Here is a 12,960-nt window from a genome sequence, read left to right as displayed (position 1 = left end):
AGTTGAGGGGAATCTTCGGAACGAGTGAGTTGTGTCGCTGGTGTATCCGCCGACAGATGAATAGTGGGAGCGACCGGGGTGGCGCTTCAACTTGCTCGCGAAAAGGACGGTACATCCTCCAGAATTTCGGCAGCTGGCATGCCGTCTTCGTGAGCAAGCTCACTCCCACAAGTTTTGCGTACAACCTGAGTCCCGCGTAGCGCAAGCCAAATGCAGGCCTGCCTCAGACTTTCGATGCCTCGGGCGCCACCACTTCCCCCGCCAGCACCACGGCCTGGTCGTCCAGATAAATGTCGCAACGACGCAGCGGGATATCCAGATGGCACGGGGTTTTGCGGGTGCCGCCGACTTCAGTATTCGGCCCCGTGGAAAACAGGAAGTTGCCGTAGAACGCCCGGGCGTCCATGCACATGCCGTCGTTCTTGTCGTGCAGGCCCATGGCCGTCCACTGGGCGCGGGGTTGCAGGCCCCAGCCGATGTGGGAAATGCCGTAGACCTCCGGGTCGTTGAAGTACTTCAGGTAATCACGCAGGTACTCCGCCTCGAAACCACCGTGAATCCCGGTGATAAACCCCTTGTCGATCTCCAGCGTGATCTGCTCGCGGGAATAGGTTTTGAACGGCAGCACGATGTCGCCGACATCAATGACCAGCGTGCCTTCGGCGGTCTCTTCGTTGGGCCAGGAAAACAGAAACCCGCTGGGCCAGTGATCCCAACGACCCGGCTCGTCGGCGAAACCGTATTCGGTGACTGAAGGATATTGCCCCAGTTGCGCACGGAAATCGCTGCCGGCCCGTGACTTCACCTGAATCGAGCGCGCTGCCTTCAGCACCTGTTCGGCGGCCAGCACCCGTTCCTTGTCCGCCACCGTCGGCAGCATCCGCGCCAGCACTTCCGGGGGCTCCACCGCCAGCAGAATCCGCGTTCCGGTCTTGAGGATCTGCTCCTGCTCCGGCGAGTGCAGCAGCATCATCGTGTCGACGATCAGGTCTGCCGCCTCAAGGGCACGTTGCGCGGCGATGTTGCCGGTCAGCGCGGTGTCGCCGCAGTAGGCGGTCATGTCGTTGCCCATGGCTTTGGGGTGATTGAACGAAGGCAGCTCCACCGCATACACGTTCGCGCCAAGACGTTGGGCCGCGTCCATCGCGGCGCGCACCGTGCGCCCATCGGAGTAGTGGCTCTTGAGCACCGCCACGCTCTGGGTCGCGTCCACTTTCGACAGTTTCAGCACGTGTTCGAACATCTGGGTCAATTCGCAATCGCTAACCGGCATCTCTTTTCTCCTCTGGGGCGGATGACGAGCCGGATGCACCATTGCAAGGCGTCGCGCATCAGACCAGTGCATTTTTTAAAGCGTACACACTTATTAAAAGCGATAAGACATCAATCCGGACGCCGCTGCAATAGGCACGCCACTCTGTTACCCAACCACACAGATCCCAATGAATAAGGGTTACAGCAGGTGACATGCCTGTTTGCGACACCGCCTGCCGTTTCTGGAAATATCGGTTCACTTTTAAAAATATCAGCGTATACACTTTAAAAATCCAGCGACGCGATACATTCTTTTCGCCTCGCCGTCATCCAGAGCTCCGGTCATTCAGAGCTCATGAAACACAAAGGAATGCGCGCCATGCCAACCACGCAAAAAATCGCCATCGTCGGATCCGGTCTGGGGGGCGCTGCGGCTGCGACGCTGTTGCAGAAAGCCGGCTTCCACGTCGATATCTACGAACAAGCCCCCGCGTTTTCTCGTATCGGTGCTGGTATCCACATGGGCCCGAACATCATGAAAATCTTCCGGCGCATGGGCATCGAGCAACAGCTCAGCGACATGGGTTCGCACCCGGATTTCTGGTTCAGCCGCGACGGTGCGACCGGCGATTACCTGTCGCGCATCGCCCTGGGCGAGTTCTCCCTCAAGGAGTACGGCGCGGCCTACATCACCGTGCACCGCGGTGATCTGCACGCGCTGCAAATGTCGACGCTGGCGCCGGGCAGCGTGCACTTCAGCAAATGCCTGACCACGCTGGAAGAACGCGACAACGGCGTGCGCCTGAATTTTGCCGACGGCACCCACGCCGACGCCGACATCGTGATCGGCGCCGACGGCATCAACTCCAAGATTCGCGAAGAGCTGTTGGGCCATGAAAAACCGCTGTACAGCGGCTGGGTCGCCCACCGCGCGCTGATCCCCAGCGAGGTGCTGACCAAGTACAACCTGGAATTCGAGAACTGCGTGAAATGGTGGAGCGAGGACCGTCACATGATGGTTTACCACACCACCGGCAAGCGCGATGAGTACTACTACGTGACCGGCGTGCCCCATGCAGCGTGGGACTTCGAGGGCAATTGGGTCGACAGTAGCCGGGACGAAATGTATGAAGCGTTCGCCGGTTACCACCCCACCGTGCAGGCCTTGATCGAATCCACCGACAGCGTGACCAAGTGGCCGCTGCTCAACCGCAACCCGTTGCCTTTGTGGAGTCGCGGTCGCCTCGTTTTGCTGGGCGACGCCTGCCACCCGATGAAGCCGCACATGGCCCAGGGCGCCGGCATGGCCATTGAAGACGCCGCGATGCTCACCCGCTGCCTGCAGGAAACCGGCCTCACTGACTACCGCACGGCGTTCCAGCTCTACGAAGCCAATCGCAAGGAACGCGCCTCTCGGGTGCAAGCGGTTTCCAACGCCAACACCTGGCTGCGCACCCAGGAAGATCCGGCCTGGGTCTACGGTTACGACCTGTATGGCCAGGAGCTGAAATCGGGGGTGGCGGCGTGAGCACATTCATCCATGGCGGCAACGTCCAGGCCAACGGCATCCGTCAGCATTACCTGCGCTACGGCGGCGACATTCACTCCGGCAAACCGGCGCTGATCCTGATCCCGGGCATCACCAGCCCGGCGATCACCTGGGGTTTCGTCGCCGAACGTTTGGGTCAGTCGTTCGACACCTACGTACTGGATGCGCGCGGTCGCGGGCTTTCTTCCACGGGGCCGGATCTGGATTACAGCGTCGACACTTGCGCCGATGACATCGGTGCGTTTGCCGCCGCCATGGGCATCGACAGCTATCACCTCGCCGGCCACTCGATGGGCGCGCGTTTTGCCGTTCGGGCATCGATTCGTTGCCCCCAGGGCCTGAAAAGCCTGGTCCTGATTGATCCGCCGGTGTCCGGGCCGGGCCGTCGTGAATACCCGGCGAAGCTGCCGTGGTATGTCGACTCCATCCGCCAGTCGCAACAGGGCATGAGCGCCGAAGACATGCGCGCGTTCTGCCCGAGCTGGACCGAGGAGCAACTGCAGCTGCGCGCAGAGTGGCTGCACACCTGCTACGAGCCCGCCATCGTCCGCGCCTTCAATGACTTCCACGACGTGGATTTCCACCAGGACCTGCCGAACCTTCCGGTCCCTGCCCTGCTCATCGTCGCTGGCCGCGGCGGCGTGATTCAGCCGGAAGACGAAGCCGAAATCCGACAGCTGCAACCGAACATCCTGATCGCGCGAGTGGAAAACGCCGGACACATGATTCCGTGGGACAACCTGCCGGGCTTCTTTGCCGCGTTCGGTGACTTTCTCGGTACGCCGCTGACCTGACGGTCCTTGCTTAAAACGATGAACAGGAGAACGCAATGACCGACCCACAAAGCGCGGACGCCAACTATCAGGGCGTCTGGGGTAATCGCATCGGTTTTGGTGCGAAACCGGCCTTGCTGATGATCGATTTCATGCAGGGCTACACCCAACCCGGCGCGCCTTTATATGCGCTCGGCGTGGTCAGTGCGGTGGCCGAAAGCGTCGAGCTGCTGGCCTGCGCGCGGGAACACGGCATCGCGGTGGTGCACACCAACATCCGCTACCACCCCACGCATTTCGCGGACGGCGGCATGTGGGTGAAAAAAGCGCCGGTGATGAAGGACATGGTCGAAGGCAACCCGCTGGCCGCGTTCTGCGAGGCCGTGCAGCCATTGCCCGAAGAGGTCGTGATCAGCAAGCAGTACGCCAGTTCGTTCTTCGGCACGTCAATGGCATCAATGCTGCACGCCCAAGGGATCGACACCGTCGTGCTGGCCGGTTGCTCCACCAGCGGCTGTATCCGGGCGACCGCGGTGGATGCCGTGCAGTATGGCTTCCGGACCATCGTCGTGCGCGAATGCGTGGGCGACCGGCATCCCGATCCCCATGAAGCGAACCTGTTCGACATCGACAGCAAGTACGGAGATGTGGTGAGCAAGCAGGAGGCGATGACACAGTTGCGAGCTGCAAGCTTCAAGCGATAAGCCGCAAGTCAAGAGCATGCGGTCCCCTCTTGCAGCTTGAAGCTTGGCGCTTGCCGCTTCGTCCCCATATGACAACACCGCAAACGCAGGCAAAATCAGCCGCCGCGCTCACCGGTCGAGAAACGCCAGGAGACACCCATGCCCTCTGCGAATGTAGAAACCTCCGCGAACCTAGCCGCGGACCCGATCAAAGCGCTGTACACCAAGATCACCTGGAAGCTCATCCCCTTCCTGTGTTTCTGCTACCTGGCCGCTTACCTGGACCGCATCAACATCGGTTTCGCCAAGCTGCAAATGCTCGACCAGTTGCACTTCAGCGAGACCGCGTTCGGGTTGGGCGCCGGGCTGTTTTTCGTCGGCTACATCCTGTTCGAAGTGCCGAGCAATCTGGTGCTGGAGAAGGTCGGCGCGAAGATCTGGATCGCGCGGATCATGATCACCTGGGGCTTGCTGTCGTCCTGCACGTTGTTCGTCAGCACGCCGACGCAGTTTTACGTGCTGCGGTTTCTCCTCGGCGCCGCTGAAGCGGGCTTTCTGCCCGGCGTGCTGTTTTACCTGACCACCTGGTTCCCCACCTACCGCCGTGGCCGCATCATCGCGCTGTTCATGATCGGCCTGCCGCTTTCCAGCGTCATCGGCGGCCCGCTGTCGGGCTGGATCATGGGCCATTTCGACCAGACTGCCGGGCTGCGTGGCTGGCAGTGGCTGTTCCTGATCGAGGGCATTCCCAGCGTGCTGCTCGGCGTGATGACGTTCTGGGCGCTGCCGAACAATCCGAAAGAAGCCAAATGGCTGAACAGCGCCGAACAAACCTTGCTGGAAGGCGAGCTGCGCCTGGACGACGTTGAGGGCAAAGACAGCAAGCACAGCTTTCGCGACGGTTTTTTCAATCTGAAAGTCTGGATGCTCGGCGGCATCGATTTCTCGATCTTGCTCAGCGCCTACGCCATGGGCTTCTGGATGCCGACGTTCATCAAGAACGCCGGGGTCACCGACACCTTCCACATCGGCGTGTTGACGGCATTGCCCAGCGTAGCGGCGCTGATCGGCATGCTGATGATCGGCGCCAGCTCCGACCGTCGTCGCGAACGGCGCTGGCACATCATCGTGCCGTTCTGGATCGGCGCCATGGCCATGGCCGCCAGCCCGTTCTTTACCCATAACGTGGTCGCGACCGTCGCGCTGTTTGCCGTCGCTTCGGCCGCGATCATCGGCGCGGTCCCGGTGTTCTTCAGCCTGCCGGCAACGTTCCTCAAGGGCCGGGCGGCAGCGACGGGTTTCGCGTTGGCCTGCTCGCTGGCTAACATCGCCGGGCTGGTGAGCAACTCGATGATGGGCATCGCCATCGACGTGACCGGCAGCAGCGCCGGGGCGTTGTGGTTCTTTGCCGGGTGCCTGATTTTGAGCAGCCTGCTGGTGGTTGCGCTGCCGGCAAAGCTGGTGAATCGGTAACTCGTCGCGCTGGACGCCTATCCCGGGGGAGCCAGCTTGCTGGCGAATGCGGTGTATCAGTCAACGTTTCGCTCCCTGACCCACCGCGTTCGCGGGACACGCAGCGCTCCAACCCGGCGAATCCCATTCATCCCATCACAACTGTGGAATCAGACCATGCAGGCGTTTGTGAAAAGCTGTGCCCTGGCCCTGACGCTGGGACTTTCCGCGACCTCCTTGCAGGCCGCGGAAAAGGTCATCTTCGACACCGATTTCAACGTGCTCAACGACGACGGCCAGGCCTTCATCATGCTGGCGCAACTGCACGAGCAAAAGCGCATCGACCTGCTGGGCATGACCCTCGTCAGTGGCAACGCGTGGGTTGATCAGGAACAGGTCGATGCGCTGAAGGCTGTCGAGCGCATGGGCGTGGAAAAGGACATCGGCGTGTACTCCGGCGCGGCCTACCCGCTGCTGCACGACTTCGCCACGTATGACCAGGAAAAAGCCCTGTTCGGCGCAGGCTGGCCGGGGGCGTTCAAGACCCCGCGTCCGACCTCGGCCTCGCAACTGGTTTCTCCGCCGGACGGGCTGGCTACGCATACCTCATTGCGCAGCAAATCCGCCGCGCAGTTCATCGTCGACAGCGTGAAGGAAAACCCCCACGAGGTGACCATTCTCGCCGTTGGCCCATTGACCAACATCGCTCTGGCGATTCGCAGCGCGCCGGAAATCGTGCCGCTGATCAAACGCATCGTGTACATGGGCGGCGCAATCGAGATCCCCGGCAACACGACGCCAGCGGCGGAATTCAACTGGTGGTTCGATCCCGAGGCCGCAAAAATCGTCCTGCGCTCGCCCATCGAACACGTGATTTTCCCCAACGATGTCTGCGAAAAGGTCATCTTCGACAGCTCGGTCTACCAGCGCATCGTCGCCAGCAAAGGCGTGATTCCCAACCTGTACAAAACGGTGCTGGGGCCTGAGTTCGACAAGGACCCGAACCACCACAGCTTCACCTGGGACAGCCTGCCTGCGCTGTACCTGGTGCATCCGGCACTGGTCACCGAGTCCAAAGACCTATGGGTCGATGTCGACGCCCACTTCGGACCGGATTACGGCCGCTCCATGGGCTACAAGAAGGGCGCGCCCGTCGGCACACAAAAGGCGAAAGTGGTGTACGCCGTGGATCAGAAGAAGTTCTGGGATGCGTACGTGGATCTGGTCACTCTGCCTGCGCCGGTCAAACGCTGATCGCCTCAGTTCGCGCCGTTCATATGAAACGGCCCAACCGGAGGTAGGCAAAATCAGCCGATCAAGGCAATCAGCTGCTGGCGCTGGGCATCGGTAAGCAAAGGCCCTCTGGCGGCTTCGGCGTTTTCCTTCATGTATTTCGGATTTCCCGTACCGGGAATCGCGCACGTTACTGCCGGGTGCGAGATCAGAAACTTCAGCGCCAGTTGCGCCCAGCTCCTGGCCTGAACTTCTCCCGCCCACCCCGGCAGCGGCGTGTTGCGCAAGCGGCCGAGCAGACCGCCTCCACCGAACGGCCGATTGCAGAGCACCGCCACCCCGCGCTCACGACACAGCGGCAGCAGCCGCGCCTCGACCGCCCGATCATCCAGCGCGTAGTTGATCTGCAGAAAATCGAACGCCTCGGCCTTCAGCGCAGCTTCCACCTCGGCGTAGGCCGACGGGGTGTAGTGCGTCAGACCGATGTAGCGAATGCGCCCTTCTTCTTTCCACTGACGCAGCGTCGGCAGGTGGGTCTTCCAGTCCAGCAGGTTGTGGATCTGCATGAGGTCGACGCGTTTGGTCCGCAACAGCCGGAACGACGCTTCCCCGGGTCCAGACCTTGGTCGCCAGAAACGCTGGCGATGACGGCTGTTGGATCGCCAGCAACTCGCCGGTGGTTTCCTCGGCGCGGCCGTACATGGGCGAACTGTCGATCACCGTGCCGCCGGCGTGGAACAGCTGATCCACCACGGCGGGCAGCAGTTTGTACGCATCGCTGCCGGGCTCGACATCGAACCCGCGATAGGTGCCAAGGCCGATCATCGGCAACGCTTCGCCGCTGGATGGAATGTCTCGCGTGAGCATGTTCCGCTCTCCTGATTGAACGGGCGATGTGCCGGGGTGTGGCGGTTCGGATGCTGTGGCGTGGACGCCTGCACTTGCATCACCGACCGCTGAGTCAAACACCAGCGCCGCCGACGCACCTGCCGCCAGGGTAAGCAATCGTCTGCGGGTGAGCAGGTGTGGGTCGGTCACGGGCATGTCTCCGGGTCGGGCTGACGTGAGCGCACAGTGAATGGTCGACCCCACGCAGGCGGCCTCGGTTCAAGTCCGCACGACCATCAGCGCAGATCGCGGGTTGGCGCTGGAACTCAATCATTCCTCCTATCGGCCCGGAATGACGCAGAGCGCCTCGGGATGCATTCCCACGCAGAGCGTGGGAACGATCGGACATCAGCGCCTGGAATGGCCTCTTCCCGGCTGAAGCCGGTCCCACTAAACAGCAGCGCGTGCATCCCATGGCATCGGCGGCGCACTGTAGGACCGGCTTTAGCCGGGAAGCTCTTGATCTGCGCAGCGCTTTTGATCTTCACAGTCTGCCTCCGGGCAGACGCTCTTGATCTCGGCAGATACTGCGACCATCTGCGCAGATCGCGGGAACGCTGGGCAGCCCCATGCGTCACAACTCCATCTTGAACACTGGAGGACACAAAATGAAAACCGTTATCACCCTGAACGAACTCGCCAACGCAGACCTGCGCCCCTACACCGAAATCTGGCTGACCTCACCGACCGCCGTTCGCGAACCCCATCACACCGATGACGAACTGTGCCTGTGGCGCGCCAACCAGGTGTTCTCCCACGACATGCTCAGCGAAGGCACCCATGGTCAGAACGTCATGCCGGTCTGGCTGGTGGTTGACGACATTGACGACTCCGAGCAGGTGCTCGAAGTCGAAACACAAGTGCGTGAACGCCTTCTGACCGCAGGGCTTGAAGGGGAGTTTTATCCAGCGGAGGTGGGCGAGCGGACTGACGGGGTCAAGTGATTTAACCGAGTGCGGAAGCGACGCGTAAGGCCGGCAAGCACCCCGCCAGCCTTTGCGTATCGCCGCGAGTTACCGCGATTTATGGCTTCAGCGCGTCATACGCTTCAAGCGCGTGCATCGAATAGATGTACGCAGCGCCCGCATTCAACGAGATCGCGGTAGCCAGGGCGGCGGCGACTTCTTCACGGGTCGCGCCCGCGGCGATGGCGGCTTGGGCATGGCTGGCCAGACACCCGTCACAGCGCGAGTGACTCAACGCTTCACGCCGGCGGCGTGGCGCCCAGACGCTTCCACATCGGTTTGGTCAGGCGCTGTGTGTTCTTGTAACCGGCCCACGGATCCGCTTTCAGCTTGCGCAAACGCTGCTGCAGGTTGGCGATGTTCCACTGCGCCGAGGACTTCACCTCGGTCAGCTCGTCACGGCTGATCGGCACCGACACCGGCAACCCCGGCCGCGCCCTCGCCGAATAGGCCACGACCGTACTGGCACCCCGGCTGTTACGCAGGTAATCGATGAAGATCTTGCCCACCCGGTTCTTCGGCCCGGACGTGGCGGTGAATCGGTCCGGCAGCTCCCGCGACATGAATTGCGCCAGCGCCTTGGCGAAGGCTTTGACCGACTCCCAATCCGCCCGGCGCGCCAGCGGCACGACGATGTGCATGCCCTTGCCGCCGCTGGTCTTGACGTACGCATCCAGGCCCAGCTCGTCGAGGGTCGACAACGTCAGTTGTGTGGCTTCGATCATGCTGCGCCAGGGCAACTGGTCGTCCGGGTCGAGATCCAGGACGAAGTGGTCTGGCAGCTCGATTTGATCGTAGGTCGCGCCCCAGGTGTGCAGTTCGATGGTGCCCATCTGCGCCGCACCGACCAGTGCCTTGACGCTGTCGATCTCCATCAAACGCGCGTGTCCGGGGTCGAGCTTGGGGTCCAACTGCTTGATGTTGGGGATCGCCATGCGCTCGGAATGTTTCTGGAAAAACTGCTCGCCCGCCACGCCTTCGGGGCAGCGCAACAGCGCCACGGGCCGATGGTCGAGGTGCGGCAAAATCCAGTCCGCCACTGATTCGTAATACTGCGCCAGCTCGATCTTGTGCAGGCCGCTCTCCGCGTCGATCACCCGTTCGGGGTGGCTGACCATCACGCCGGCCACGTCGATGCGGTCCTTGCCTGCACGTTTGCTGGCCGGCTTGGGCTTCTCGGCTGAAGGATCGGCGCGGGTCGCGGATTTCTTGCTCCGCGCTTTGGCTTTGGCGGCGCTGGGTTTGAACGGTGCCTTGATGTCTCTCGGCGTCCTGGGGTATTCGTGGACCACTTCACTGGCCGGCTTGTCGCTGCGTAGTGAGACAAACGCCGAGTGACGAATGATGCCGTCACGGGTCCATTCGCCGAACTCGACCTCCGCCACCAAGGTCGGCTTTATCCAGTGCACACCCCGGCCCTGGGCGCTGGTAACCTTCTTCGCCAGCGGCGAGGCGTCCTGTTCCAGCGGCTTCATCTGCTCAAGCACGTCGCCGAGCATCTGCTGATTGAACCCCGTGCCGACCCGACCGGCATACACCAGACCCGCGCCCTCCTCGTTCACCGCCAGCAGCAGCGCGCCAAAACCATTGCGCGCGCCCTGAGGTTTGGTGAAGCCGACGACGACGAACTCCTGGCGCAGCTTGCACTTGAGCTTGATCCAGTCGGCATTGCGTTTGGACTGGTACACGCTGCCGGCGCGCTTGCCGATGACGCCTTCGAGGGACATCAGGCTCGCGCTTTCGATGATGTCGCGATGGCCGGCAGAGAAGGCTTCGGAGAACCGCAGCAGGCCCTTTTTCTGTCGCCCCAGCACTTTCTTCAGCGCCGCACGACGGTCTTCGACCGGCATCTCCCGCAGGTCTTCACCGTTCAGGAACGGCACGTCAAACAGGTAATAAATGATGTCCATGCTGCGGTCGATGTCGAATGCATTCTGCAGCGCCTGAAAGTCCGGCAACCCGGCGTCGTTGAGCACCACCACCTCGCCGTCCAGCCAGGTGTTGTCCAGTTTCAAATCGCCAACGGCTTTGGCCTGCAGCGGCAATCGATCGGTCCAGTCATTGCCGTTGCGGGTAAAGAACTTCACCTCGCCATCGATGATGCGGGTCAGAATCCGATAACCGTCGTACTTGATTTCGTAGAGCCATGTGCCTTCGGGCGGGGTGTCCATGAGCGTCGCCAGCTGCGGCGAGAGCTTGGCCGGCACGCTGCTCTTTTTGGGCGAAGGCGTTTTGGCTTTTTTTTGCACTGGCTTCTTTGCGGGCGTCTTCGCGGCAGAGGTGTCGGCAGCGGGTTCAGATGCCGCCGATTTACGTTTGGCATTCTTGGCCGGCTTGCGTCCTTCGCCCACCGTCGCGCCACTGACTACGCTTGCCGGCTTGTCGGCCACGATGTCGTACTCCTCGCCCGAGCGCACGGCATCGTCCTTTTCATTGATCAACAGCCACTGCTCCTTGTCGCTGTTGCCGGGCAAGCGGGTCCGCACCAGCGCCCAGTCGCCGGTGAGCTTTTCGCCGATCAGGGTGAATTTGAGCTTGCCGGCCTTGTAGGTTTCCTGAGGGTCGCCGTGGGGCTGCCAAATGCCGCGGTCCCAGACGATCACGTCGCCTGCGCCGTATTCGCCCTCAGGAATGCTGCCCTCAAACGTGCCGTAGCCCAGCGGGTGGTCTTCGACGTGCACCGCCAGGCGTTTGTTCTTCGGGTCCAGGCTCGGCCCTTTCGGCACCGCCCAGCTTTTAAGTGTGCCATCCAGTTCAAGGCGAAAATCGTAATGCAGGTTGCGCGCGTCGTGCTTGTGAATGACGAAACTCAGCGCCTTGCCTTTCTTGCTTCGCGTCTTGCCCTCGCTTTCGGCCGGCTCGGACGTGACATCGAAGTTGCGCTTGCGGGTGTATTCACTCACAGGTTTTGTCATGACGATGAACCTCTGCGCATTGGAACGGTGCATCTTTTAACGCTACTACAGGACACGCGTTCAAGAGGCCTTGGTGGTCTTCTTTCGGGGCGGAGCACGGCGCTTCGCCGGCGCATCGTCCTTGGACTCGGCTTTGCTTTTGCTCGCCGGTTTGGCTTTGGCAGGCGCCGCCTTCGCTGCAGTGCCGCGACCGCCCAGGCTGCGCTTGAGCAGTTCGGTCAGATCGATGACATCAGCCGACTTACGCTCAGTGTCGCCAGCATCGGTCTCGACGTTCTCGATCTTGCCTTCGCGGGCCTTGGTTTCCACCAGCGACATGATCTGGTCTTGAAAGGTGTCGCGGTATTCTTCGGCGTCCGGCGTCCACTCGGTGCTCATGTCTTTGATCAGGCGCTTGGCCATGTCCAGCTCGCTCTTGCTGAGCTTGACGTCGGTGGCTTCCTTGGGCAGCTCGAGGCTGTCGAGCCCGCGCACTTCCGAGGGCCAGCGCAGCAGCACGAGCACGATCGCCGACTCCAGCGGCATCACCGCCGCCAGGTGCTGGCTGGTACGAATCACCACATGGGCCAGCGCCACCTTGCCGGTGTCGACCAGCGCCTGGCGCAACAACGCGTAGACCTTTTCGCCGCGCTTGTCGGGGGCGAGAAAGTACGGGGTGTCGATGTGCTGCAGCGGTATCTGGTCGCTGTCGACGAAACCGAAGATGTCGATGGTCTGGGTTGATTTGGGGTGCGCCGAGCGAATTTCGTCCTCGCTGATGACGACGTAACGCCCCTTCTCGTACTGCACGCCCTTGACGATGTTCTCTTTATTGATCTCCTTGCCGGAGACCTTGTTGATGCGCTTATAACCGACCGGGTCCATGCTGCGCTTGTCCAGCCAGTCGAAGTCGACACCCTGGCGGGACGTCGCCGACACCAGCGCCACAGGAATATGCACCAGTCCAAAACTGATCGCGCCTTTCCAGATTGCCCGAGGCATATTTTTATTTCCGATGGGGTGTGAGGGGGGTATGTGTAAGCAGTGACCGAAGCGCACGTGGAAAAGTTTCGGCCGGGCGACCGGAACGTCGCGATTGTCGTGGGCTGCACGGCTTTGGTGCGGGTAAGGCGTCACTCCATAACGTGCGCCGACCAACGCTGCGCCATTCCACTGCCACCCCTTCTTAACGCAACGAAAAAGCGTTAACCTCGCGCCACTCTTTTCTGCACGCCGTACCAGAATCGTTCTGCCGAGCCTGCAACCTCT

The 12,960-nt window shown here is 61.6% G+C and carries 9 protein-coding genes and 2 pseudogenes; 6 read left to right on the top strand and 5 right to left on the bottom strand.

Translation table 11 applies throughout. The features are described from left to right. Positions 1-223: 223 nt before the first annotated feature. Positions 224-1,273 (bottom strand): 2,5-dihydroxypyridine 5,6-dioxygenase, encoded by a 1,050-nt coding sequence (locus IFT47_RS24960; RefSeq protein ID WP_192174748.1) that lies wholly within the window; start codon positions 1,271-1,273, stop codon positions 224-226. 360 nt (positions 1,274-1,633) lie between these two features. Here IFT47_RS24960 and IFT47_RS24955 point away from each other — a divergent pair, with 360 nt between their 5' ends. The 5 genes from IFT47_RS24955 to IFT47_RS24935 all read left to right on the top strand — a co-directional run bounded on the left by IFT47_RS24955 (position 1,634) and on the right by IFT47_RS24935 (position 6,965). Beyond that, complete coding sequence (locus IFT47_RS24955) at positions 1,634-2,782, top strand: FAD-dependent monooxygenase (protein ID WP_192174749.1); 1,149 nt, start codon at positions 1,634-1,636, stop codon at positions 2,780-2,782. Further along, on the top strand, positions 2,779-3,597 hold the full coding sequence (locus IFT47_RS24950; protein WP_192174750.1) for an alpha/beta fold hydrolase: 819 nt from the start codon (positions 2,779-2,781) through the stop codon (positions 3,595-3,597). The genes IFT47_RS24955 and IFT47_RS24950 overlap by 4 nt, the downstream gene beginning before the upstream one ends. Positions 3,598-3,632: 35 nt before the next feature. Then, positions 3,633-4,280 (top strand): N-carbamoylsarcosine amidohydrolase, encoded by a 648-nt coding sequence (locus tag IFT47_RS24945; RefSeq protein ID WP_192174751.1) that lies wholly within the window; start codon positions 3,633-3,635, stop codon positions 4,278-4,280. A 138-nt stretch (positions 4,281-4,418) separates the two neighbouring features. Beyond that, entirely contained in the window at positions 4,419-5,732 is a 1,314-nt protein-coding gene (locus tag IFT47_RS24940; RefSeq protein WP_192174752.1) for an MFS transporter, read from the top strand. Between the two features lie 156 nt (positions 5,733-5,888). Continuing rightward, complete coding sequence (locus IFT47_RS24935; protein WP_192174753.1) at positions 5,889-6,965, top strand: nucleoside hydrolase; 1,077 nt, start codon at positions 5,889-5,891, stop codon at positions 6,963-6,965. Between the two features lie 53 nt (positions 6,966-7,018). On the opposite strand, the pseudogene IFT47_RS24930 reads toward IFT47_RS24935, so the two are convergent. Next, positions 7,019-7,988: pseudogene (locus tag IFT47_RS24930) on the bottom strand (aldo/keto reductase). A 452-nt stretch (positions 7,989-8,440) separates the two neighbouring features. Between IFT47_RS24930 and IFT47_RS24925 the strand changes: the two are divergent. Next, positions 8,441-8,776, top strand: coding sequence for a hypothetical protein (locus tag IFT47_RS24925; RefSeq protein WP_192174754.1), 336 nt, complete (start codon positions 8,441-8,443; stop codon positions 8,774-8,776). Positions 8,777-8,855: 79 nt separating this feature from the next. Here the strand turns inward: IFT47_RS24925 and IFT47_RS24920 are convergent. The 3 genes and pseudogenes from IFT47_RS24920 to ku all read right to left on the bottom strand — a co-directional run. Next, positions 8,856-9,023: pseudogene (locus IFT47_RS24920) on the bottom strand (carboxymuconolactone decarboxylase family protein); the annotation flags it as partial. A 13-nt stretch (positions 9,024-9,036) separates the two neighbouring features. Next, positions 9,037-11,712 carry a DNA ligase D gene (gene ligD / locus IFT47_RS24915; RefSeq protein ID WP_192174756.1) on the bottom strand — a complete coding sequence of 892 codons (2,676 nt, stop codon included), beginning with the start codon at positions 11,710-11,712 and terminating at the stop codon, positions 9,037-9,039. Positions 11,713-11,772: 60 nt separating this feature from the next. Next, on the bottom strand, positions 11,773-12,693 hold the full coding sequence (gene ku / locus IFT47_RS24910) for a non-homologous end joining protein Ku (protein WP_192174757.1): 921 nt from the start codon (positions 12,691-12,693) through the stop codon (positions 11,773-11,775). Between the last annotated feature and the right edge of the window lie 267 nt (positions 12,694-12,960).

Source organism: Pseudomonas sp. CFBP 13711 (assembly GCF_014842265.1).
Classification (GTDB): Bacteria; Pseudomonadota; Gammaproteobacteria; order Pseudomonadales; family Pseudomonadaceae; genus Aquipseudomonas.
Note: the sequence above shows the minus strand (reverse complement) of the source record. Positions and strands in the feature narration are given on the sequence as shown.